The following is a 22,887-nucleotide window of genomic DNA, read 5'->3' on the forward strand; positions in this document are numbered from 1 at the left end:
TTTTGTTACGATTTTCCACATTAAGGCGCTTTTTAGCGACATTTATTCATTAACACTACGTGGTCCTATGGAATTAGCGATAGAAATTCAGAAATTATGTAAGAACTATCCTGGACGCATGGCTTTAGATAATGTGTCTTTTGCTGTGAAGAAGGGAAGCATTCATGGCTTTTTAGGGCCAAATGGGGCGGGAAAATCCACGACGATGAAGATCTTGAGTGGGCTTATTCCAGAATCAAGTGGTTCATTTAAAGTGAATGGGAAAGTTGGATTTTTGCCGGAACATCCTCCCGTTTATCCCAACATGAGCGTGGAAGATTATTTAAAATTTGTTTTTGCCATCTATGCACCTGTTATCAACGAAGCACGAGTTGATGAAGTTATGCAGAAGACTGGGTTGATAGATGTTAAAGACAGATTGATTGGCAATCTTTCAAAAGGCTACCAACAAAGAGTGGGGATTGCTCAGGCGATTATCCATTCTCCGGAAATTATTATTCTCGATGAGCCTACTGTTGGTCTTGACCCTGTAGCGATTCAAGACATCAGGTCCCTCATCCTGGAATTAAAAAACGAACACACCATTTTGTTTTCGTCTCACCAGTTGCATGAAGTTGAGCTTCTGTGTTCTGAGATCACGTTGATTAACCGCGGGGAAATTGTTGTCTCCGGATCAATTGAGACGATCTTAAATAGCCTTAAAACTAACATGAGTATCAAGGCGCGCGTGTTGTCTTTTTCCGAAGAGCAAAAGAAAAAATTGCAAAATACTTTTGCGCTTGAAGAAGTCGAAGTGACTTTTGATGAAGAACAAAAAAATACATTGTTAAAAATTGTAACAAAAGGCAAGGCCGATATTCGCTCTGAACTTTCCCGTTTTCTGGTATCGCCAGAGATTGGACTTTTAGAATTTGCAGAGGAGCGCGGTGAGCTTGAAGATCTTTTCAAACGGATTCACGAATGATCTATTGTAAAAAAATTATGGTCCTGGCCAAAAAAGAGCTTAGGGACGCTTTTTCTTCCCCTTTAGTTTATGTTCTCGCGGGATTGTTTTCTTTAATGATGGGCTGGTTGTTTTTTAACTACCTGGTTCAGTCAAAGCAGATGACAACAACGACGATGACGATGGGAGTGATTACTCCAATCTTTGGAAATATTAACTTCATCTTTATTTTCCTTTGTCCGCTGATTACGATGCGCTCATTTGCTGAAGAAAAAAAGCAACACACGCTGGATCTTCTTTTAAGATCGGAGCTAACGGAGATGCAGATTATCTTAGGAAAATTTATTTCCAACGTGGCGATGGTCCTTTTTATGCTGTCGTTGACTCTGCTTTTCCCGCTCATCCTTTCATTTTCTGGTTACAGCGACTGGGGAGTGGTGTGGAGTTCTTACTTGGGAATTGTTCTTTCGATTATGGCCTATACGGCAGTAGGGCTTTTTTGTTCAAGCTTAACCGACAACCAGATCGTGGCCAGTCTTTTGACGTTTTGTATTCTTTTAGGATCAATGCTGCTGGTAATTTCCGTCAATGCAACTAACAACTATCTTCTAGCACTGATGGTTCAGTACCTCACAATTCCTTTTCACTATGAAGGTTTTACCAGAGGCCTTCTGCGCTCATACAGTGTCGTGTACTTCTTGTCTTTTTATGCTTTTTTCTTTTTATTAACCCTGAAGTCTCTTCAGTCGAGAAAGTGGTAAGGGGATAAAAATGAAAAAATGGTACAACATTCTTTTAGCAATTATTATCAGCGTTCTTTATCTCGTGGTTATTGCCCTGTGGATTTCTATCCCGGAGGAATTGACTCTAAATATCGCAGTGACAGCTGTGGCGATGGCCTTGACGTGCGTATCAATTTATTTAAACCGCGTAACCCTTGCGGTTTATTACCAAAGCAATCACTTCAAAAAATTGCAGGAAACGTTAGTTTTCTTTGCTCTGCTGTTTTCTCTTTTTGGAGTGGCGAATTACTGGGCCTATAAACACCCTTCGCAGTTTGACTGGTCAGTAATCAAGCTAAACTCGCTGACAGATCAGACCAAAAATATCCTCAAGGAAATGAAGGAGCCGATCACCTTTAAAATGTTTGCCAGAAAACAGGAGTCACTTCCGTGGATGGCGCTTTTAGAGTTTTATCGCGCAGAAAAACCTTCAATTAACATTGAAAAAATCGACATTGATGTGCGCCCGGATTTGGTGGGAGATTATCAGATCAGCGACGCTGCCACTCTGGTTATCGAGTACAATGGCAAGCGCCAGAAAGTGACTGAAAGAGATGAGCTCAACATCACCAATGGGCTCATTAAGATTTCCCGCAACCAGGACCCGGTCGTTTATTTTGTTCAAGGTCACGGTGAAGGGGATATTAACTCTCAGGAAAATGAAGGATTGAAATTTATTTTCGAGTCAGCAAAAAACTCGGCAATGGATATTCGTCCGCTTAATCTTCTGACAACTCAAGTGATTCCTTATGATGCGAAAGCGATTGTTCTTTGGGGTCCAAAAACGGCACTGCACGCCTCAGAGATTAATGTTCTTAAAGAGTTCTTAGAGAGAAAAGGAAACCTGATGGTGGCCATTGATCCGGAATTAAACGGCGATGTTCATCAAGACCTGAGGGCCCTGTTAAGAGCTTATAAAATGATCGTGAGAAACGATCTGGTGATCGATAGAAAAAGCTTTGTTAATGGCTCTAACGGTTCTATTCCACTGGTTGATCATTTTGATCACGACAGTGAAATTACTAAAAATTTTAAAGGACAAATTTTCTTTCCTCTGGCAGCTTCGCTGGACCCGATTCCAGATCAAGTCGTACCGGGAATGAAAGGAGCCGTGAAGTCTTTGGCCTCTTCAACTCCTTTTCCCGATTCATGGGGAGAGACGAGCTTAAAAGAGCTTGCCGCTCAGAATATGCAGTACACTCAAGGCGAAGACCGTCCGGGACCACTAAGCCTGGCACTGACATTTGAAAGCGACACTAACAGAATTGCCGTTTTTGGAAACTCTTCATTTGTTTATAATGCTTACTCGAAATTTGGCAGCAACTATGCCTTCTTCTTAAATTCACTGTCGTGGGTTGTAGGTGAAGACCGTTTGATCTCGTTTAACCTTCCTATTGTTCAGAGTGAGCCGATCTTTATTTCCGCACCTCAGATGGGGATTATTTTTTATTTCTCAGTGCTCTTCTCACCGCTAGTCCTCTTTGGTTTGGCGATTTTTATGTACAGAAGAAAGCGCGATAAATAGGAAAAATGATGAAAGATAAAATTTTAAAACATAAGAACCTGGCCCTCTTTATCCTTTTGGTTATTGCCCTGGCCGGAACTTATATCTTTGAAGAAAGAAGCAATAAAATTAAAGAGGCTGCGGAGGCCAAAAAAAATGCGCTCCTAAACTCTGAAGGACTGGGAGAAATCACCAGTATCCAAGGGATCAAGCTCAATTTTGAGCGCCGTGGAGGCTTTTACTACGACAAAGAAAACAACATGAGACTCAGAGAAGAGAGACTCAACGAGTTTTTCACTATCCTGGGTGGTCTTAAAGTTAAAACTTTTCTCAATCAAGCAGAAGTCGCTAAAGTCGGCGAGAGTTTCTACATTCCTGATCCGTCAATGAAGATGACTTTTCACTTTGATAAAGGGCAAATGACTTTTATCTTGGGAAAAAAGCTGGATTATGACCAAACATTTTACATGCAGGTCGTGCGCGATAATAAATCGCAAATTGTGATCGTCAGCGATGAGTCCCCTGATCCTGGCGTTTATGAAAGCGATGACCAATACAGAAGATCAGATGTTAAATTTAAAAGGCTTCAGGTTGTTTTTTTCCTGACCAATAAATATTTCTATGACACTAGAGTTTTTAAGGATTTTAGTTATCCGGAAGACAAGATCAATTTTGAAACGATCAGGATTTCGACGTTTAGAAATAAGGCCTATTCAATTTCTTTTAAAGACTCGACGACAAAACCGGCCCCACCAAAAGGGATCGAATATTTTGATGAAAACTGGGTCTCTTTTCACCAGTTTCTTTCAAAGCTGGAAGGTAAAAGTATCTATTATCCGGCCAATCCGGCCTTGTTAGATGAGATTCTTTCGCAGTTTGAAGTGGTCGATAGAGAAAACCGCAAATACACGCTGACTGTTTATAAGAAGTACGGGGAAGAAAACGGCTACTTTTTAAAAACCAGCCTCGATAACATCGTTTACCAATTAAAGCCTGAAGATGCTCAGTACTTCTTCGTCAACGTTCAGGACTTCTGGCGCAAAGTGATTGCACCAAAAGAAAAGAGCTACAACTTGAGTGTTACTTTTTACGATGGAAAAACTGAAACGGTAAAAGTAGAGGACAAAGAACTCTTTAAAGTTCTTCCAACGAATAACAAATACACTGAAGCTTCAATTCGAGCGCTGGAGTTTAAGCGTTTGATTGAATTTTTTAAAATGGAAGGCAACCACGTCAATGATTTAGATATAAGTCCAACTGATTTACTCAAGAAAAATATCCTGAGAGTTCAGTTTGATAATAGGCATTTGAGTGTTATTCTGGAAGAGAATGAAGCAATCATTGTCGACCTGGATAACAAAGTGATGGTTCACCATCTGGTCGGCGAGAAGCTTCCTTTTAGTATAAGATACGAAGACTATTTTGTAGGCCCTAAAAAATGATTCACTCTCTCAATTTATATTTCCAGACTTTCCTGAAACCAACGCAAAGATCGGTGGATGGAGAGAGGATTTCTTATTTTGAGGTGATGGGGATTTCATGGTCCCTGCATATGATCTACGCTTTTTACTCGATCTTCGCCCTTTATCTGGGGATCAGAAGTTATGAGTACCTTTCTAATTCAGCTGATTTTTCTCATTTGCTTTTTGAGTCCATCAATGTGACTTTCCAAAAGATCTCGCTCATGATGACTTTGTTTGAAGTGATCTTTTATCCTTTTATTTTCCAATTCGGGTTTAAGTTCTGGGCCTATGTTTTAAGATTTTATGCTCAGATTTTTGAATACGATGGGGAGCGCTCGCTTGATATCGAGATCGAGGAACTCTTAAATTCTATTTTCACGGCCAATATCTTTTTAATCATTCCGATTTTTGGAAATGTCTTAAGCATCCTAACGATGGGTTATTATCTTTTTAGCGGCCTTCGCGCTAAGCTGGGATTTACTCGAGTGCAAGCTTTTTTAGTGCTTCTGACTCCACTTTTTTTGATGTTTTTAACGACTATACTCGTCGCGTCTTACTTCACGTTTCTGATATCCCTGATCTAACAACTTAAATTTTATTGATGTTAGAATTTGAAGGCCTAAACCCGATTGAAAACGGGCCTTTCATCTGCCAAGATGAGCAAACACACACACAATTGTTACGATATTTTTGAGACATTTTGGGGAGAGATCTATGACTCTATTTGCAGGGATGCCAGGTAGTTCTGGAAGTATTGAGGTCGTTTGCGGACCTATGTTTTCAGGTAAAACAGAAGAGCTTATTCGCCGAGTGAAAAGAGCACAGATCGCTCGCCAAAAAGTCCAAATTTTCAAGCCAGCAATTGATAACCGCTACCACGACACAGAAGTCGTATCGCACTCATCGCTTTCAATTGAAGCGACACCAGTGAACTCTTCAATCGAAATTTTGCAAAAAGTTTATGATTCAACGAGAGTTGTAGGCATTGATGAAGTTCAATTCTTCGACGAGAGCATCTCAATTGTAGTTGAGAAACTTGCTCGCCGTGGGATTCGTGTCATCATGGCAGGCCTTGACCAGGACTATATGGGAAAATCGTTTGGTCCAATGGCAAACCTTCTGGCAATCGCTGACAATGTCACTAAGATTCAGGCCATCTGTACAGTGTGCGGAGCACCTGCTTCAAAAACATTCAGAAAAGATCCAAAAAATACTAACCAGGTTCTTGTTGGGGAAACTGATCTTTATGAGGCACGCTGCCGTGCTCACGCCGATTTCTTCGGTGAAGACCAGGACCAGTTAGCATTCTTCGTGAATTTAAACGAGTCTCGTTCCAAAACACAAAATTTATAGTACACTAGTAGGCAATATCAATCCTCCTCGCACAGGGTATTAGGATGACAAAGCCTGCTCCTATTGGTGTCTTTATTTCCGAAGAACAAATCCAGACGCGCGTAAAAGAACTCGCTGGCATGATCAATCGTGACTTCCAAGGTCAGGATGTGGTTGTGGTCGGAGTTTTGAACGGCTCTTTTATTTTTTGTGCGGATTTAGTCCGTCACATTCAAACTCCGGTCAATATCGAGTTTGTTTCTCTAAGTTCATACGAAGGGACAAACAGCTCTGGTGAAGTGGCCTTCCGCATGGACGTCAAGCAGTCGCTGGAAGGAAAAAACGTGATCGTCGTTGAAGACATTGTTGATACGGGCTTAACTATTAGCTTTCTTTTAAAACATATGAAATTAAAAAACGTGAAGAGCTTAAAGCTTTGTTCACTGCTAAGAAAAAAAGCGCGCCTGAAAGTAGACGTGCCGATTGATTACTTAGGTTTTGATATCGAAGATAAATTTGTTATTGGATATGGTCTGGATTTTGATGGGCGCTACCGTGAACTTCCATACATTGGAGTTTATGGTGAGTAAGGAAGTACTGGTAGAAGGATCTGTTCGCGTCGATTTGTTAGGGGGGACTCTTGATCTTATCCCTATCAATCTTATTTTGCCAAACGTAGTGACGTTAAACCTGGCAACATCGCTTAAAGCAAAAGTAAAAATCACTCACATCGATTTTGATGGAGTGGAAATCGTTTCAAAAGACTATAAAACAACTGACAAGTTTAACCGCGCTGATTTCACAGCGGAGAACTTACAAAAGAATTTCTTCGGGAACTTAACATTCATCGCTCATATCCTGAACTTATTCGCTTTAACTAAAAACGTCCGTATGGAGCTTGAGTCAGGTTCTCCTCCGGGAGCAGGGCTTGGTGGCTCATCGGCGATGGGTGTAACTTGTTACGCTGCTATTTCAAAATACCTGGGAATTGAATACAACAGAATCGAAGCGATTCAAAAGATCAATGCCCTAGAGGCCCTGATCATTGATTGCCCGGCCGGATATCAGGATTATTACCCTGCTTTATTTGGTGGAGTTTTAGGCTTAGTTCCACGCCCGGGAGCGGTTCATGTTGAGCAGCTTTACTCAAAAGAATTAAAAGAAGTTTTAGAAAATCACATCACGCTTGTTTATTCAGGTGAGACGAGAAATTCAGGAATCAATAACTGGGAAGTTTATAAGGCATTCTTTAATAAGGATCAAAACGTAAGACATGGTCTTGGAGAAATCGCCCGCCTTTCTCATGAAGCTTTTAAAGCGATTAAGGAAAAGAGATACAACGATCTGATTCCTTTAATTGCAGCGGAAGGGGAAGAAAGAAGAAAATTATTCCCGGGAATCCTGACTCCGAATATGAATCAACTGCACATGGTTTTAAAAGACCAGTCAGCGCATTTTGGAATGAAAATTTGTGGAGCTGGGGGAGGCGGATGTTTCCTGATCACTCACAAACCGGGAGACCGCGAGTACATCGATCAGCTTCTTGGTAAATTCCAAATGAAGAGACTGACATTTAATGTAGAAGGCCCGCTTTAATGGATACAAACAACATCGGAAGCTTAAGTATGAAGGGTGGTAGAAATGATAATTTCTACTTCTGCCTCCTAGAGTACTACCCAGACAGCAAACGATGGTTTCTTAAATCACTTCTTCCGGTTAAAGACGAAGAGGTCAATCACAACGACGACGCTATTCACGCATGGATTAATAACTATGATGTCAAACAACTCGTAGTTGATTTCCCGCTTTCAAAACCAGCGATTGAATGTGCCAGCGATGCTGAAAAAAAGATCGACGTCGTTCAGGAAAAAATAAAAAACCTTCTTGATGAAGACCAAAAACTCATCAATGAAAACCCAAAAAAATACGAGCAGGAAAGAAATAAGGCCGACGAAATCGTCTACAACCGCGACATCTTTTCAAAAGAAACAGCTCACCACCTTCTTTCACGTTCATTTAAAAGACGTCTGAAAAAAGGATTCCTTCCATACTGGAACAGGACTCTGGATTTCTGGGTTTGGAAATACTACTACGACCAGATCTTAGAGATGTTTAACACATCTTTTGATTCTTTCGGAAATGTTTCGCTCATGGTTCTTTTCCGTTTTAACTATATTAAGCGCCATTTCCCGAAGGAGCTGGAGCTTTTTGAGGCCAATGCACACATTATTATCGTTGAGCTTCTAAGGTCTAAAATCATCCTTAAAAAAGACGTTGAGCTTTTATCTGATATCGACTTAGGTTATGAAACTCGCCTTGAGACGATTAAAAAGATTGAAAGTAAGCTGGATATCTTTATCTACAACCACGATCTGGAGATCCTGGTTAAAAATCCGCGCGCTTTTGATTCTTTCCTTCTGGCCCTTGCCGGACAAAACGTGCTTTTAAAGAAAAACAGAGAACTTCCAGACTGGACAATGCCAGAAGAAACAAAATTCATTATTCCGGATTTTGGAATCTAAGCGCGGGCCAGAACTCTCGAACTGATCTCTACCGTTAAAATCACTCCCAACACAGCTCCTAAAAGCCATAGAAGAGAGAACTCGATAAAGAGGTTAGGGTTCATAATCCCGAAGAATCCAATGGAGCTTAAGATTAAAACAGAAGCTGCAAGAACTTCTTTATGTCTTAAGGCCCTGACTTCGTCACGGTTAAGGACGATACTGGCAATGAGCATTGATGTGGTTGTAAAGAAAAGTCCGCAGAGAAAGTTGCAGACAGGGAGCCCAAAAACCATAAACGTATGCATCAGGTTGATAGGAAGCTTAAAAATTTTAAAACCAAACTGCGGGCACACTGAAAGCGTAATGATAGAAGAAAGAATGTGAGCAAGAAAAACTTTTCCCAGAAGATAGCTAACTTTTGGGTGCAGCTTTGTATGCACACTCGTTAGGATTTTTTCATTCACTGATGGTGGAATTTGATTCATAGGGCTTCACCTTTTCTCATTTTCGCCATAAGACGGCTGACAGTTTTTCTTAAAGAGACTTCGCTTTTACCCAGCACTTGTGAGATTTCCTCATAAGAGAGGTCGTCGATAAACTTCATGGCCAGAAGCTCCTCTTGATCGGCCTCGAGAGAGGCGAGGGCGCTGGTGTCCACCATGCTTTCCTCCTGGATGTCAGGAGAGTATTTATCAAGTCGATCCTTATATCTCTTGGCACTTCTAAAGTGATCCAGTGCCTGGGTTCTGGCGATGACAAAAAGCCATTGCTCAAATTTAAACTTATCTTTATAGAGGTGTTTGCTTTCGTGGATCTTGAGAAACACTTTTTGCAGCAAATCCTCACTCTCTGCCTGATTCCTGGTCTTCTTAAAGAGGAAATTAAACACACGTCCACTGTAGCGGGAATAAAGCTCGCTGAAAGCTTCATAAGCTTCTGTGGGTGAATGTGTCTGGTAGATGAGCATAAGCTCCTCCGCCGAAAGCGCTTTTAAGTTGGCCAGCGTTTTCCTCTCTCGTAAACGCATACGTCACAAACCCTCAGGATGTGACGTATAGGGGGTAATACTGGCTTTATCATAGCAAGGGGCGGACGTGTTCACCAAATTTTTAACAGTTACCGGTCTATTTTTATCAATTTTCATGGGGGAAAAGGCCCATGCCCACCCGGTGGCCTATGCTGGGTCCACATCAATTATGACCTGGAATAGTAAGGAGATGAGCGACTGGATGTTGACTCATAGTTATACTTCCAAGTTTTCACTTGCGGCCCGCTACTTGCGAATGGATACACGCGATGGAGAAAGAACATTCTATATGCCTCAAGTGAATTACCTGCTTAAAAGATGGAATGAGCTGGACTCACAGGCCAACATCTATCTTTCTCTTGGGCACGGAGGGGAAAAAGTTAACTCTTCTTTTAAAAACACAACCGGGGCGGCCTTAGAAGCGGACTGGGAGTCGAGAAAATACTATGTCTCTTTTAGAGAGGACGTTCTTTTGTCTCACAAAGATTCAAAACGCAATATCTATCAAACGAAAGTCAGAGCAGGCTTCGCGCCTTACCTGGCAGAGTTTAACGAAATGAATGCCTGGTTCATTTTACAGGCCGATAAATCCAACAAAATGACTGATGAATATAAACTCACTCCTTTTATCAGACTCTTCTATCACAACATCCTCTTGGAGTTTGGATCGACGATGAAAGGGGACTCACAATTTAACTTTATGGTGCACTTTTAGGCAGGAGATTTACATGAAAACATTATTACTAGCTACATTACTTATGTCAGGAAGCGTTTTTGCCGGAGATAAAATTGATATCACGGTAAAAGGAATGGTTTGTTCGTTCTGTTCACAAGGGATTACTAAAAAATTTAAAGAAGAAGGCGTAAAAAACGTCAATGTGGACCTGGGAAAACATTTAGTAAGTATAGAGCTTGCTGACAACCAGAAACTAGACAACGCCCGCATTGAAAAACTTCTAACAGACGCTGGATACGGAGTAGAGAAAATTGAAACCAAATAGTGATTTACAAAAAAATATCTGGATTTCTTTTTTTAGCTTATTCACCTCGATGAGTACACTGGTGTGCTGTGCACTTCCGGCCCTTCTGGTATCGATTGGATTGGGAGCGACGATGGTGGGATTGGTTTCGGCCTTTCCCGGACTCATCTGGCTTTCTGAAAATAAACTCCTGGTTTTTTCATCATCATTTGTCATGCTGGCAATCAGCTCTTACATGCAATACAGGGCGAGGTTTCTTCCTTGCCCGATTGACCCCAATGAAGCGCGCGCTTGTACCAGTGCCCGCCAGTGGTCAAAACGAATTACAATTTTTTCGATTGTCGTCTGGGCGATCGGGGCTACTTTTGCACTGCTGCCGATGATTCTTTAAAGAGTTTAGAGAAAACGTAATAGCCAAAAACGTAGATGATCATTGGCAGAAGGCCAAAGCCTGAATGCATGACAGTTATAAAAAAGAAGGCGGCAAACCCAGCTACTGAAAAAAACTTCAAATATAAAAAAGCCGCCTTGAAGTTTTTAATCGCCAGAGCATACACAATCGTTTGAGCGAGAATAAAAACCAGCAGGAAAAATGTCAGGCTTTGCAGCAGGATTTTATAAAGCTGGATTTGAAAATCGGGAGAGTCGATGCTCTTGGCCGCGATCGTTCCGTAGTTGTTGTAGTTGGTGGCCATAAAATAAAGCCACGCCATAAGTGTGAGGTCACTTAAGAAGCAAAGAGTGATTGCCAGGATCTTTTGTTGTTTTCTAGTTAGATTCAATTCCACCTTCAGAAGAGATGGTTAGACTGATCTCGCGGGTTTTATCCGCAATCACTTTCGCAACAAATTCTTTGTTTTGAATATCTTTTAAATCGTTTGAATCCATTTCACCGCTCTCTTGCCCCAGGAGATAGAGCTCTCCCATGATGCTTCTTTCTAGCTCAGTATTTTTTCCGATTAAAATGATTTTATATGCACAGGTTAAAAGTCTCCACCCTGGAAGCATTTCTGAAAGCGAGCCTTTTTTTACAAAGAGTGAGTACTCATCGGTCGCTGTTTTTTTCAGGATGGTTTGCGGGTAACGAATCGATTCTTTTCTCACACCTTTGACATCAAAGTGGCAGCTCATCACTGCTTGCCAGTCTGTGAGGATCAGGTTTTTTGAAACACGGATTTTGCCGTTAACTTCGGGTGCTTTAAAAGACACGACGTCGGCATAAGCTGTGCTCAAACAAAAAGCGATGAGGAGAAGAGAAAGACGTAATTTCATGCCAAAAAGTTTAGAAATTTTAGAACTCAATGAATAGTTTTTTAGTGAATAAATTTTAAAATAAGTGATAATTGACTCATGAAGAAAATAATCATTATTCTCCTTCTCACTATATCAGCAACGGCCCTAGGTCTTTATTTTAGGCCTTCTTATCCATTAATTGGGCAGTTAGACTGGTGGAATGTCCTGACTAAGGGGTATTTTGTGGGGGCGGTCTCAGGCTTTTTCAGTCAGGGGTTCCTGGATGAATCTTTCTGGTACGTGATGCGCTATACGATGGGAGGACTGATTGCAGGTCTCGTGATCGCCATGGCCTTCGGTGGAAAGTCGTCGGGTTCTGCTAAAAAGAAGAAGGCCTAACTATTCGTCGTAACTTCCGCGCTGAAGTTTTCTCTTCACATCTTTTTCTTTATCGCTTTCGCGTTTGTCGTGAAGTTTTTTACCTTTTGCCAGAGCGAACTCTAGTTTTACTTTTGAGTCTTTAAAATAAATTTTAGTGACAACTAAACTCATCTGCTGAGTTTTCATCGTGTGGTAAATGCGGTTGATTTCCAGTCGGTTTAAGAGGAGTTTCTTAACCCTTGCTTCCTGGTGGTTGTGGATATTTCCAAAGGCGTATTGGGGGATTAACACGTTGTAGGCCCACACTTCACCTTCGCCGTCGATTACGACATAGGCTTCGCCCAGGTTAACTTTGCCTTCGCGTAGAACTTTAACTTCCGTTCCTTGTAAAACGATTCCTGCTTCAAAGAATTCCTTTAAAGAGTAGTCAAAGCCTGCACGTTTATTTGTTCCAATTATCTTCATTAGAAATTAAATTTCACTCCAAAAGTCCCGGCGATAATATAGCCGCCAATGTCGTATCCAGGGGCCCCAAGTTTTGAGCCTGCTGTTCCATTTTCTTGCCCGTCAGCTTTTGTAACGTGCTTTTCCAGAAGATGATGATACTGGAGACTTGCTCCTAAGTGAACATCTTTTGACCAAATCACCATGCGGTACTGGATTCCACCAGTTCCCACAACTGTGTCTACGTCAATAGAGTTACCCGCTTGTGAAAAATCTCCTTTAAGTGGAGTCATGCGGTATTGAGCTCCAAGCAGAGTACTCCAACGGTCAGTCCAGTTGTATTTGATCCCAAGGCGAGGGTTGATGGTGTCGCGAGTGGTGATTTTTTCATAGTTATTACTTGGAACAACTGCACCCGATGTTTTTTCAACCTTCATGATCGGTGTTTTGTAGTTTGACCACATCTGGTACTCAAGACCGGCGTAAAGCTCGGCATCGCCTACAATGTATGTTGAACCTAAACGGAAAGTGTGTGGGTCATAGTAAATCATCGATGTCAGTGTCGAGTTGATCAGCGCCAGGTTCGGGTTTGTGATTTCCCCAAATACTGTCGTCTTTAAGTTCGACTTCATTTCTTGCTGATAAGTGAAATACACCGAATTGGTATCAAACATTTTTGTCACAGAAGCAATGGCCGCAATTGAAGGGGAAACCTTCGCCTGACCTTTGGCCCATGATCCGTAGCTGGCCCCGTTTAAGCTCATATTTGTTTTAACTTCAGCTGTCGCTTGAAAACCTAACATTGCTCCCAGAGACCAGGCGAAGTCATCACTCCACTTGCGAGCGAAGTTTAAATAAGATGATGTTCTTTGGTAGCGCGAATGAAACATGACGTACTCAGGAAGGAAAGCATCCCCAGAGTTGGTTTGTGTCAGGTGGCCTATAGGCATGAAAATCGAAAGGGCCAGAGTTCCTAAGTGAACTTTTCCACCAACAGGTATGGCCGCGTGAAGAGCACTTCCGTAAAACTTTTGGTAATCCGTTTTTGCACTTCCGTAAGTTGTCCCACTCGTTGAGTTGGTGCTGTTGGTGACAACGATATTGTTGATTGGTTTAAAATGAGTCGCTGTCGATGTCGCTTGCGCTAGAACGTTAAACTTATCAGAAAAACCAAGCACCGATGGAGCGTAGTAGTTGTTACTTGGATCGTTGGCATTTAAGTTGGCCTGGTTTCCAATCCCACTGGTTGAAAAACTCGCTCCGAATAATTCAGGGTAAGCAGCATAAGCATTCGTTACAAGTAAGCATTGAAGTAGAAGAATCCATTTCATTTTTTTAACATCCTATAAAGTTCGATCACTTGATTTAGCTCCAGAGCTTCTGCTCTGATCGTTAAAGGAATCCCAAGCGTATTAAAGCTTGATTCAATAATTGGAAGCGGAAAGCTTGCTTTTAAAATCCCACCCAGCTGTTTTCTTTTTTGCGAGAAGAGAAGGCGAAGGAATTTTTCCAGCGCATGGAACTCTGAGAGTGGAACAAGTGGCGTTTCACGACGAGACATTGTGAGAACGGCCGAGTCAACTTTCGGAGGTGGGTTAAAAGCTCCCGGAGGAACTTTACACAGAAGCTTGCAATCAAAGTATGTTTGCGTGATGGCCAAAAGAGATCCCATATAATTTTTTGTTGTCGAAAAAGGAAAGACCTTATCGGCCACTTCTTTTTGAAACATCAAAGTCATGTATTTAATTTCCGGCGCCTGCAGGAAGTTAATTAAAAGCGGAGTGCTGATGTTGTAGGGAAGATTAGACACTAACCAGATATTTTTCTGGTCGATATTTTTTTCTTTGAAAAAAGCGCTCAGGTGCACTGCTAGTGCATCTGTCATGGTGATTTGATTGTCGTTAATAAATTGCAGAAGGTAAGGAGGAAAGCGGTCGTCTTTTTCGATGACAAAAAAAGGAAGACCTTCACTCTTTGATCTGAGTGCTAAGAACTCTGTCAGAATTCCCGGTCCTGGACCAATTTCTAAAACAGCTTCTGCTTGTCCTTTGAAATCCGAACAGATTCTGTCGATCACGCCACTGTCGCGAAGAAAGTGCTGGCCTAGGCTTTTATTAGCTAAAGGGAGTTCCATTTTCATTAAAGTTTATCCCCTTTGCGTTGGTGCTCAAGTTTCTCTTTCTTAGAAACAAATTGTCCGCGGGCATCCAGTCCTAAACATTCAGGGAATGAAATGGCATCGTGATAAGTTCTAAGTGCGTAGTTAGCGATCATCGCGCCGTTGTCTGTACAAAAGCGAGGAGCAACGACGTGAACATTTTTATAATTATTTTTTAAAGTTGTGCGAAGACTTGAGTTACAAGCAACACCACCACCAACAACGATTGGCAGGTCGTGAGCGCCAGCAATGTCCTGGGCCTTTTTTAATTTTCTTGAAAGCGCTTCAACGATGGCATACTGATAAGAAGCACACACATCTTCCATTTTGAAGCTTCCTTCTGGGTTAGCTTCAATGAAATTTCTAAGCGATGTTTTTACACCAGAGAAACTTAGAGTCGCATCTCCAGAGTCCAGCATCGAAATAGGGAAGGTGTATTTTTTTGGATCGCCGTTAACAGCGAGGTCATCAATGATTTTTCCAGCAGGGTACCCAAGACCTAAGAGTTTTCCACCTTTGTCGAAGGCCTCTCCAGCAGCATCGTCAATGGTGTTGCCCAGAATTTCAAATGAAGTCGGACTTGTGACTTTTAAGTAAAGGCTATGGCCACCACTTACCAGTAAACCTAAGTACGGATATGGCACGCTTTCAGTGAGGTGAATGGCCTCAAGGTGCGCATATAAGTGGTTTACCGAGGCGATTGGCAGATTATGAAGCAGTGCCAAAGTTTTAGCACAATTAATTCCAGTTAGTAGGGGGCCCAGAAGGCCCGGGTGAGTTGTCACGGCGATGAGACTTACATCTGTAATTTTCACTCCCGCAGTCTTAAAACACGAATCTAAGAGTGGAGTGATCTTCTCGAGGTGGTTGCGCGCAGCGATTTCTGGCACGACTCCTCCCCATTTTTGGAGCATTAATTCTTGGGAAAATGACTGGTGAGCTAGGAGCGTCGGCTTCTCCGAAAGATCATCGGGATTGCCTTTCAAGAGGGCAAATGAAGTGTCGTCACAGCTGGTCTCGATACCGAGGATAATTTTTTCTTTCATTAGTAGTTTTCTTATTGAGTTTTAAGCCAATATACCTGAACCTATTCATTATGAAAACTTTCATAGTTCAAGGAGGACTTAAATGAAACTTATTATCGGACTTTTCGCACTTGTAGCAGCTTCTTCAGTATTTGCAGCAGATACTTCATCTGGATGCGGTATGGGATACGAAGTAGCTCCAAAGCAATCTCTAGTGTCTTCTTCAACAAGATCACTAGTTAACGCGACTTTCTCTAACTCAATCGCAATGACTCTTGGTACATCTGGATGCGCTAAGCACTCAATCGTTAAAAACGACGCAAAAGGGATCCACTTTGCTGAAGCGAACATGAACCAACTAGCAGTTGAAATGTCTCGTGGAAACGGTGAGTTCGTAGCTGGATTCGCTGGTGTTTTCGGTTGTCAAAACGCAGAAGCTTTTGGTTCAATGGTTCAAGCAAAATATGAATCAGTTCTACCATCAGCAAACACTTCTGGTGTAGAACTTTACAACAACGTAAAGGCTGAAATCAGAAACAATGCAACACTTTCTGCTTCTTGCTCTCTTATCTAATTTTTTAATCGCTGCCGGGCCCGCCTCGGCAGCGTCTTTAAATTTCGATCACAAGTACTGGCTCAAACTCCTTCATTACAAAAATGGCAAATCTCAGGTTGACGGGGAGAAGTTCTTCTTTGCTCCCGATGGGAAAACGAATCCGGAAGCGGAACTCAATTGGACCATTCAAGCTTTTCACGAGCTTGATTCGAAAGTTGGTTGGTTTGGTTATCCTGCTCAGTGTGTGTTTCGTGAGAGATTTGAGTTTTTAAAATCGCAGGGTCTCTTAGAGGGTGTACCAGAAACCAAATGTCCAATGTTCGAAGAATGGAAGGCGGGGCTAAACGCTGAATCAGTTACATTAATTTTTTCTTCTTCATATCCCAACAACCCATCATCACTTTTTGGTCACACACTTTTAAGATTGAACCAAAAAGGAAAGACCAACGATCTTCTTGATTACGCTGTCGCTTTTTCGGCCGTTCCCGAAACAGAAGACATGGGACTCATTTTTGCTTTTAAAGGAATGTTTGGTGGATACAAAGGGCTTTTTGAAGTCACGAAGTACTACACGAAAGTTAACGAATACAATAACGGAGAGTCGAGGGATCTGATTGAATACAACCTCAATATGACTCCCGCTGAACGCGACCGCTTGATTAATCACCTCTGGGAACTGTATCAGACGACGTATTTTGATTATTTCTTTGCCGATGAAAACTGCTCAGCTGTTCTTGCTGATCTTCTTTCTGTCGCTTACAAAGACGACGATAAAGTCAATGCTCATGCGCGCTGGTATTACCTGCCTGGAGAAATGGTTAAACACTTTGAAGAAACTCCGGGGAGAGTGGCCTCAACTCACTACCGTGCCAGTTTAAAAAAACAAGTGGCCAAGATGTGGGAGAATCTCTCGGCGGATGAAGTGTCACAAGTTAAAAATATTGTAGACGATGAAGTTCTGCCTGAAGATGTGAATAACCCAAAAGTCCTCGATGCTGTTGTGGCCTATTTGGATTTTACTCACTATCGAACAAAAAATAAACTTAATGAAAAACTGGCCAAACTTCAAAGGGCAGCACTGGTTAGAAGAGCAAAACTTCCTAAAGCTGAAATGGTAAAAGAAGTTTACGACCAGACCAATATGCCGGAGAACTCCCACGACCCACAAAAAATTTCGGTTTTTGCCCGCGTCGAAAATCATACGACACTCATGGGATTTGAACTAAAGCAGGGATACCATGACCTCATGGCCCGCGATCAAGGCTTCGATCCTTTTTCTCAATTTGATTTTTTAACAGGTTCATTAGTTTACGACGTAAAAAATAAAAAACTCGATTATGATAAATTGGTTTTAGTCGATCTTATTTCTCTTCACGAATACCGCTTTTATGATCCTCAGCTTTCATGGAGAGCAAAAGTTTCAAGTGAAAGACTTTATGACTTGAATTGTTCTCTTTGCCACAAGGTCAATGCCAACGCTTATGGGGGAGTGACATTGAGAGGGAAAAATACCGTTGCGAGTTTTATGGCCGGGGCCTTTGGTGAAGTAAGCTCTCATTTGAAAAAAGGCTTTAGGGCAGGACCTGGCGCCGAAGTGTCTTTTTATGCTCAACTTGGAAATAAGTATAAAATCGGACTTATTGACGAGCTTCGTTTTGATGCCACTAAAAAAATCTCTGACGACTATTACAATAAAGTCACTCTTAAACATTCACTTTTTTTTGACCGCCAACAAGACGTGCGTTTTGAAAGCTCGGTCATTTCTCGCTTTGGAAGTTTTTCAAAAAACACAATCATTCATGAGGTGAGTTATGGGCACTATTTCTAAAATCATTTTAATGTGTCTTTTGCTCACAAGCTGTAGTGCGATTATCTACCAACCGGATAATTACCTGTATGCGACTCCTGAGCAGTTTAAAGTGAAGTTTGAAGCTTTTACTATTCCTTCTATTGATGGAACAAAACTCTCAGCGTGGAGAATGTTCTCAAAAAATAAAAATCCTAAAAACCTCGTGCTTTATTTTCATGGCAATGCTCAGAACCTGACGTCTCATTTTGCCAACTCTGTTTGGATGATGGATTACGACTATGACAGTATCATTTTTGATTACCGCGGTTATGGACTTAGTGAAGGGAAACCTGAACCAAAGGGAGTGGCCGAAGATGGACTGGCCTTTTTAAACTACGCTTATGAGCAGTATAAAAAAGGCGGTTTTAAACGCTTTATTGTCTACGGGCAAAGTTTAGGAGGAGCGATCCTTCTAAAATCTCTGGAAGACTTTAAGCACAGAGATGAGATTGCTCTTTTGGTTTTAGATTCAACTTTTTTATCACCAAGAGAAGTGGCGCGCGAAAAAACATTCTGGCCTCTATCTCTCATTATCACCAACTCATATACAGCTGACCCGAAGCTCACTCACTTGACCATGCCGGTTTTATCCATCCATTCAACCGAGGATTTCGTGATAGCTTACAAATTGGGGCAACAATTGTATAACCGTATCACCACGTCTCCAAAGAAGGATTTCTGGACCTTCAGTATCCGCGGGCATGGGGACTTCTTCTATGTGGAAAACAAGAAATATCAACAAGAATTCTTGAAATATGTAGAAGCACTTCCCTAGGTTTACGCCCTTCTTTACTAAATCTTTACGCCCCATCATGGGCTTTTGATGAAATCTTGATCCGCGATTGGCTATTCTAAAGATGTCTTAACGGAGGTCTTTTTATGGATTTTGCTATCGTGGGCGCCATTGCCGCTCTCACATTCATCTATCTTATTTATTGCTTAATTTTTCCGGATAAATTTTAGGAGTCCCTATGAATGGTTATGATTTGTTACAAGTCATCATTGCGCTTTTTTTCCTTATTCTTTTTACACCGATTTTGGGTGCCTTTTTTCATAAGTCACTTTCTGGTCAATCTACACTTTTAGGGAAGATTGCCAGACCTTTTGAAAAATTGCTTTATCTCCTAATCGGAGTCGATGAAAAAGAGGAGATGACCTGGTCACAGTATTTAAAAGCAGTCTTAGCTTTTAACTTTATCGGTTTTCTTTTTGTCTTTTTCGTTCTGCTTTTTCAAGGAAGCTTGCCACTTAACCCGGCCAATCTTCCAAACTTAAGTTGGCACCTTGCTTTCAATACCGCCGTGAGTTTTATGACCAATACCAATTGGCAGTCTTATGCCGGAGAAGCGACGATGAGTCACTTTTCACAGATGGTTGCTTTGACAGGACAAAACTTTTTATCAGCGGCCACTGGTATCTCAGTTATGTTGGTGGTCATCCGCGCTTTTAAAAATAACCAGTCAAAGAAGCTGGGAAATTTCTGGGTGGATCTCAACCGCTCGGTGATTTACATCCTTCTTCCATTGGCAGTTCTTTGGGCCGTTCTTTTATCTTCTCAAGGAGTGATTGATAACTTAAGTGCTCCAGTCACTGTTAAAACATTAGAGGGTAAAGAGCAGGTGATTGCTCAAGGGCCAGCGGCTTCACAAATAGCGATTAAACAATTGGGAACAAATGGTGGGGGATTTTTTAATACCAACAGTGCCCACCCGTATGAGAACCCAACTCCTTTTTCAAACTTCCTGCAACTTTTGGCCATCCTCATCATCCCAGCAGCATTGACGATGACTTTTGGGTATATGTTAGGAAAACCTCGTGAGGGATGGATTCTTTTTTCTGCCATGCTGATTGTCTTAGTGTTAGGACTGGGGATTTCCCTGTGGTCTGAATTTCAAAGCAATGCACTGACAGCTCATCATTATGCCATGGAAGGAAAAGAAGTCCGTTTTGGTGTGACTAATTCTGTTTTGTGGTCAACATTCACGACTGCCGCAAGTAACGGTTCAGTAAATGCTATGCACTCATCTCTTACTCCTATGGCCGGTGGAATTGCCATGCTCAACATGCTCTTTGGGGAAATCATTTTTGGTGGAGCGGGAAGTGGTCTCTATGGGATGCTTTTATATGTTATCTTAACTGTGTTCATCGCCGGGCTTATGGTTGGTAGAACACCAGAGTACCTGGGGAAAAAGATCGAAGCGTTTGACATTAAGATGGCCATCATGGGGATTCTTGCTCCAAGTTTTGTTATTCTTTTTGGGACAGCTTTTAGTTTATTAACTCCCTCAATTATGTCGAGCTTGATGCATAAAGGCTCTCACGGCTTTAGCGAAATCTTCTATGCCTTTACATCGACAGCTGGAAATAACGGGAGTGCCTTTGCCGGGCTTTCGGCCAACACTCCCATTCTCAATACACTACTGGGGATTTCAATGTTGATCGGTCGTTTTGCCGTCATCCTTCCGGTTATGGCATTAGCTGGGAACATCTCACAGAAAAAAATCATGCCAGAATCAGTAGGGACTTTTAAGACCGATAACTTTTTATTTGTCTTCTTATTAGTCGGAGTCATTGTCATTGTTGGCGCATTGACATTTTTTCCGGCATTAAGCCTAGGGCCAATCATTGAGCAAATCATGTTTATCCAAGAGAAAACTTTTTAAAACGAGACTTATATGAAACAGAAAATCTTAACGAAAGAAATTTATATGCAGGCGATAGGTGACTCTTTTAAAAAGATGAACCCTAAAACCCTGATAAAAAATCCAGTCATTTTTATTACTGGACTAGGTGCCCTGATCACAACCTTCACCCTTGTCGCTCACGGCTTCAATTGGTTTGAATTCCAGATTTCCATCTGGCTTTGGTTCACAGTTTTATTTGCCAACTTCTCTGAAGCGATTGCTGAAGGAAAAGGAAAGGCCCAGGCGGAATCCTTGAGAAAATCTCGCACACACGCTGTTGCGAGACTCCTAAAAAATAAAGTGGAAACAAAGATCAATGCCACTGAATTAAGAAAAGGGGATCTAGTGGTTTGTGAGGCCAACGACATCATCCCGGCCGACGGGGAAATCATTGAAGGTTTAGCTTCAGTTGATGAATCAGCGATTACTGGTGAATCAGCACCAGTTGTCCGCGAAAGTGGAGGAGACAGAAGTGCGGTGACTGGTGGGACGAGAGTTCTGAGTGATCGCATTGTCGTTAAAATCTCAGTTGACCCGGGAGAAGGCTTCTTAGACCGTATGATTTCTCTGGTTGAAGGTGCAAGTAGACAAAAAACTCCCAATGAAATTGCCCTTTCACTTTTATTAACGGCACTAACTTTAGTTTTCCTGGCCGCAGTCGTAACCTTAAAGTTTTTTGCTGATTACGCAGGAGAATCAGTTTCCATTCCGGTTTTAGTGTCTCTTTTAATCTGTTTGATTCCAACAACGATTGGAGGCTTACTCAGTGCGATTGGGATTTCTGGGATGGATCGTCTCATCCAAAAAAATGTCATCGCTCTTAGTGGGCGCGCGGTTGAAGCTGCCGGGGATATCGACATTCTTCTTCTCGATAAAACAGGGACCATCACTTACGGAAACCGCATGGCCAGTGAATTGATCGCTGCCCCTAATATCGGTGAAAAAGAAATGTATCGACTTTCATACTTAGCTTCAATGAGTGATGACACTCCAGAAGGGAAGTCGATCATCGAGTTTGCAAAAAATAAATACAGTGAGCTTGAGTCATTAAGTCTTGCCCCCGACAGAGAGTTTGTTGCTTTCACGGCACAAACCAGAATGAGCGGGATCAATATGAATGGCGGCAAAACCCAAATCAGAAAAGGGGCCGTTGATGCCATTGAAAAATTTGTCGTCTCTCTTGGCGGGCAAATGCCAGAGGCCATCGTACGCGCCAGCGAAAATATCGCAAGGGCCGGTGGAACACCTCTCGTTGTTTGTGAGAACGAGCACGTCTTTGGTGTGGTTTATTTAAAAGATGTCGTTAAAAATGGCATCCGTGAAAGATTCGCTGAACTTCGTCGCATGGGAATTAAAACAATCATGATCACTGGAGATAACCCTTTAACGGCCGCTTCCATTGCTGCTGAAGCAGGTGTCGATGATTTCATGGCCCAGGCAACACCTGAGATGAAATTAAAGCGCATCAGAGAAGAACAGGAAAAAGGCCACCTGGTGGCGATGACTGGGGATGGAACTAACGATGCGCCGGCCCTGGCGCAAGCCGATGTCGGAGTGGCGATGAATACCGGGACTCAAGCGGCCCGCGAAGCAGGTAACATGATTGACCTCGACAGCAACCCAACGAAGCTCATTGAGATCGTTGAAACAGGAAAACAAATCCTCATGACCAGAGGAAGCTTAACAACTTTCAGTATCGCTAATGATGTGGCCAAATACTTTGCGATTATCCCGGCACTCTTTGCTGGTCTTTATGCCGTCCACCACAACGATGGACCACTTTCTATTTTAAACGTCATGAAGCTTGGAACTCCCGAGTCGGCGATTTTAAGTGCTGTTATCTTTAATGCCCTGGTGATCGTGGCGTTAATTCCTCTGGCCTTAAGAGGAGTCGCTTACCGCTCTGTCGGAGCAAGAGCTTTACTGCAAAGAAATATTTTAATTTACGGAGTTGGTGGTCTCATCACTCCATTTATCGGCATCAAGCTTATTGATATGCTGATTAGTGCTTTTTAAGAGGGA

The 22,887-nt window shown here is 42.0% G+C and carries 27 protein-coding genes; 19 read left to right on the forward strand and 8 right to left on the reverse strand.

Features of this window, described 5'->3' with window-relative positions; translation table 11 throughout:
- Nucleotides 1-118 precede the first annotated feature (118 nt).
- The 9 genes from C0V70_RS03910 to C0V70_RS03950 all read left to right on the forward strand — a co-directional run bounded on the left by C0V70_RS03910 (nucleotide 119) and on the right by C0V70_RS03950 (nucleotide 8,546).
- The gene (locus tag C0V70_RS03910) at nucleotides 119-964 is read left to right on the forward strand and encodes an ABC transporter ATP-binding protein (protein WP_158649555.1); all 846 of its coding nucleotides are present in this window, start codon (nucleotides 119-121) and stop codon (nucleotides 962-964) included.
- On the forward strand, nucleotides 961-1,704 hold the full coding sequence (locus C0V70_RS03915) for an ABC transporter permease subunit (RefSeq protein WP_102242564.1): 744 nt from the start codon (nucleotides 961-963) through the stop codon (nucleotides 1,702-1,704). The genes C0V70_RS03910 and C0V70_RS03915 overlap by 4 nt, the downstream gene beginning before the upstream one ends.
- A 10-nt stretch (nucleotides 1,705-1,714) precedes the next feature.
- A complete protein-coding gene (locus C0V70_RS03920; RefSeq protein ID WP_102242565.1) occupies nucleotides 1,715-3,250 on the forward strand; it encodes a GldG family protein in 1,536 nt (511 codons plus the stop codon).
- A gap of 5 nt (nucleotides 3,251-3,255) precedes the next feature.
- On the forward strand, nucleotides 3,256-4,671 hold the full coding sequence (locus C0V70_RS03925; RefSeq protein ID WP_158649556.1) for a hypothetical protein: 1,416 nt from the start codon (nucleotides 3,256-3,258) through the stop codon (nucleotides 4,669-4,671).
- A complete protein-coding gene (locus C0V70_RS03930) occupies nucleotides 4,668-5,276 on the forward strand; it encodes a hypothetical protein (RefSeq protein ID WP_102242567.1) in 609 nt (202 codons plus the stop codon). Before C0V70_RS03925 ends, C0V70_RS03930 begins: the two co-directional genes overlap by 4 nt.
- A 130-nt stretch (nucleotides 5,277-5,406) precedes the next feature.
- The gene (locus C0V70_RS03935; RefSeq protein WP_102242568.1) at nucleotides 5,407-6,045 is read left to right on the forward strand and encodes a thymidine kinase; all 639 of its coding nucleotides are present in this window, start codon (nucleotides 5,407-5,409) and stop codon (nucleotides 6,043-6,045) included.
- A gap of 44 nt (nucleotides 6,046-6,089) precedes the next feature.
- Nucleotides 6,090-6,614, forward strand: coding sequence for a hypoxanthine phosphoribosyltransferase (hpt, locus tag C0V70_RS03940; RefSeq protein ID WP_102242569.1), 525 nt, complete (start codon nucleotides 6,090-6,092; stop codon nucleotides 6,612-6,614).
- The gene (locus C0V70_RS03945; RefSeq protein WP_158649557.1) at nucleotides 6,607-7,620 is read left to right on the forward strand and encodes a GHMP family kinase ATP-binding protein; all 1,014 of its coding nucleotides are present in this window, start codon (nucleotides 6,607-6,609) and stop codon (nucleotides 7,618-7,620) included. The genes hpt and C0V70_RS03945 overlap by 8 nt, the downstream gene beginning before the upstream one ends.
- Nucleotides 7,620-8,546, forward strand: coding sequence for a hypothetical protein (locus C0V70_RS03950; RefSeq protein ID WP_102242571.1), 927 nt, complete (start codon nucleotides 7,620-7,622; stop codon nucleotides 8,544-8,546). Before C0V70_RS03945 ends, C0V70_RS03950 begins: the two co-directional genes overlap by 1 nt.
- On the opposite strand, the gene C0V70_RS03955 is transcribed toward C0V70_RS03950, so the two are convergent.
- Both C0V70_RS03955 and C0V70_RS03960 read right to left on the reverse strand, forming a co-directional pair.
- The gene (locus C0V70_RS03955; RefSeq protein WP_102242572.1) at nucleotides 8,543-9,013 is read right to left on the reverse strand and encodes a hypothetical protein; all 471 of its coding nucleotides are present in this window, start codon (nucleotides 9,011-9,013) and stop codon (nucleotides 8,543-8,545) included. The two genes, C0V70_RS03950 and C0V70_RS03955, sit on opposite strands and share 4 nt — an antisense overlap.
- Nucleotides 9,010-9,555 (reverse strand): RNA polymerase sigma factor, encoded by a 546-nt coding sequence (locus C0V70_RS03960; RefSeq protein WP_102242573.1) that lies wholly within the window; start codon nucleotides 9,553-9,555, stop codon nucleotides 9,010-9,012. Before C0V70_RS03960 ends, C0V70_RS03955 begins: the two co-directional genes overlap by 4 nt.
- Nucleotides 9,556-9,622: 67 nt before the next feature.
- On the opposite strand from C0V70_RS03960, the gene C0V70_RS03965 reads away from it, so the two are divergent.
- The 3 genes from C0V70_RS03965 to C0V70_RS03975 are packed head-to-tail and all read left to right on the forward strand — an operon-like array spanning nucleotide 9,623 to nucleotide 10,926.
- Complete coding sequence (locus C0V70_RS03965; protein ID WP_102242574.1) at nucleotides 9,623-10,270, forward strand: hypothetical protein; 648 nt, start codon at nucleotides 9,623-9,625, stop codon at nucleotides 10,268-10,270.
- 13 nt (nucleotides 10,271-10,283) lie between these two features.
- Nucleotides 10,284-10,556 (forward strand): heavy-metal-associated domain-containing protein, encoded by a 273-nt coding sequence (locus tag C0V70_RS03970; RefSeq protein WP_102242575.1) that lies wholly within the window; start codon nucleotides 10,284-10,286, stop codon nucleotides 10,554-10,556.
- Nucleotides 10,543-10,926, forward strand: coding sequence for a hypothetical protein (locus C0V70_RS03975; protein ID WP_102242576.1), 384 nt, complete (start codon nucleotides 10,543-10,545; stop codon nucleotides 10,924-10,926). The genes C0V70_RS03970 and C0V70_RS03975 overlap by 14 nt, the downstream gene beginning before the upstream one ends.
- Here the strand turns inward: C0V70_RS03975 and C0V70_RS03980 are convergent.
- Together C0V70_RS03980 and C0V70_RS03985 are read right to left on the reverse strand one after the other, a co-directional pair.
- Nucleotides 10,895-11,317, reverse strand: a complete 423-nt coding sequence (locus C0V70_RS03980; RefSeq protein WP_102242577.1) for a hypothetical protein — start codon at nucleotides 11,315-11,317, stop codon at nucleotides 10,895-10,897. The genes C0V70_RS03975 and C0V70_RS03980 overlap by 32 nt on opposite strands.
- Nucleotides 11,304-11,807 carry a hypothetical protein gene (locus tag C0V70_RS03985; RefSeq protein WP_102242578.1) on the reverse strand — a complete coding sequence of 168 codons (504 nt, stop codon included), beginning with the start codon at nucleotides 11,805-11,807 and terminating at the stop codon, nucleotides 11,304-11,306. Before C0V70_RS03985 ends, C0V70_RS03980 begins: the two co-directional genes overlap by 14 nt.
- A gap of 78 nt (nucleotides 11,808-11,885) precedes the next feature.
- On the opposite strand from C0V70_RS03985, the gene C0V70_RS18945 reads away from it, so the two are divergent.
- Nucleotides 11,886-12,167 carry a hypothetical protein gene (locus C0V70_RS18945; RefSeq protein WP_133566705.1) on the forward strand — a complete coding sequence of 94 codons (282 nt, stop codon included), beginning with the start codon at nucleotides 11,886-11,888 and terminating at the stop codon, nucleotides 12,165-12,167.
- On the opposite strand, the gene smpB is transcribed toward C0V70_RS18945, so the two are convergent.
- The 4 genes from smpB to tsaD are packed head-to-tail and all read right to left on the reverse strand — an operon-like array spanning nucleotide 12,168 to nucleotide 15,797.
- Nucleotides 12,168-12,614, reverse strand: a complete 447-nt coding sequence (gene smpB, locus C0V70_RS03990; RefSeq protein ID WP_102242579.1) for an SsrA-binding protein SmpB — start codon at nucleotides 12,612-12,614, stop codon at nucleotides 12,168-12,170.
- The gene (locus C0V70_RS03995; protein WP_102242580.1) at nucleotides 12,614-13,924 is read right to left on the reverse strand and encodes an OmpP1/FadL family transporter; all 1,311 of its coding nucleotides are present in this window, start codon (nucleotides 13,922-13,924) and stop codon (nucleotides 12,614-12,616) included. The genes smpB and C0V70_RS03995 overlap by 1 nt, the downstream gene beginning before the upstream one ends.
- Nucleotides 13,921-14,733, reverse strand: a complete 813-nt coding sequence (gene rsmA, locus C0V70_RS04000) for a 16S rRNA (adenine(1518)-N(6)/adenine(1519)-N(6))-dimethyltransferase RsmA (RefSeq protein ID WP_102242581.1) — start codon at nucleotides 14,731-14,733, stop codon at nucleotides 13,921-13,923. The genes C0V70_RS03995 and rsmA overlap by 4 nt, the downstream gene beginning before the upstream one ends.
- Nucleotides 14,733-15,797, reverse strand: coding sequence for a tRNA (adenosine(37)-N6)-threonylcarbamoyltransferase complex transferase subunit TsaD (tsaD, locus tag C0V70_RS04005; protein WP_102242582.1), 1,065 nt, complete (start codon nucleotides 15,795-15,797; stop codon nucleotides 14,733-14,735). Before tsaD ends, rsmA begins: the two co-directional genes overlap by 1 nt.
- A gap of 82 nt (nucleotides 15,798-15,879) precedes the next feature.
- Here tsaD and C0V70_RS04010 point away from each other — a divergent pair, with 82 nt between their 5' ends.
- The 6 genes from C0V70_RS04010 to kdpB all read left to right on the forward strand — a co-directional run bounded on the left by C0V70_RS04010 (nucleotide 15,880) and on the right by kdpB (nucleotide 22,881).
- On the forward strand, nucleotides 15,880-16,350 hold the full coding sequence (locus tag C0V70_RS04010; RefSeq protein WP_102242583.1) for a DUF3015 family protein: 471 nt from the start codon (nucleotides 15,880-15,882) through the stop codon (nucleotides 16,348-16,350).
- Nucleotides 16,316-18,160 (forward strand): Lnb N-terminal periplasmic domain-containing protein, encoded by a 1,845-nt coding sequence (locus C0V70_RS04015; protein WP_102242584.1) that lies wholly within the window; start codon nucleotides 16,316-16,318, stop codon nucleotides 18,158-18,160. Before C0V70_RS04010 ends, C0V70_RS04015 begins: the two co-directional genes overlap by 35 nt.
- Nucleotides 18,144-18,956 carry an alpha/beta hydrolase gene (locus C0V70_RS04020; protein ID WP_102242585.1) on the forward strand — a complete coding sequence of 271 codons (813 nt, stop codon included), beginning with the start codon at nucleotides 18,144-18,146 and terminating at the stop codon, nucleotides 18,954-18,956. Before C0V70_RS04015 ends, C0V70_RS04020 begins: the two co-directional genes overlap by 17 nt.
- Nucleotides 18,957-19,060: 104 nt before the next feature.
- Entirely contained in the window at nucleotides 19,061-19,144 is an 84-nt protein-coding gene (locus C0V70_RS19385; protein WP_102242586.1) for a potassium-transporting ATPase subunit F, read from the forward strand.
- 8 nt (nucleotides 19,145-19,152) lie between these two features.
- A complete protein-coding gene (kdpA, locus tag C0V70_RS04030) occupies nucleotides 19,153-20,844 on the forward strand; it encodes a potassium-transporting ATPase subunit KdpA (RefSeq protein WP_102242587.1) in 1,692 nt (563 codons plus the stop codon).
- Nucleotides 20,845-20,856: 12 nt separating this feature from the next.
- Nucleotides 20,857-22,881, forward strand: a complete 2,025-nt coding sequence (gene kdpB, locus C0V70_RS04035) for a potassium-transporting ATPase subunit KdpB (RefSeq protein ID WP_102242588.1) — start codon at nucleotides 20,857-20,859, stop codon at nucleotides 22,879-22,881.
- Nucleotides 22,882-22,887 lie beyond the last annotated feature (6 nt).

Source organism: Bacteriovorax stolpii (genome assembly GCF_002872415.1).
Classification (GTDB): Bacteria; Bdellovibrionota; Bacteriovoracia; order Bacteriovoracales; family Bacteriovoracaceae; genus Bacteriovorax; species Bacteriovorax stolpii.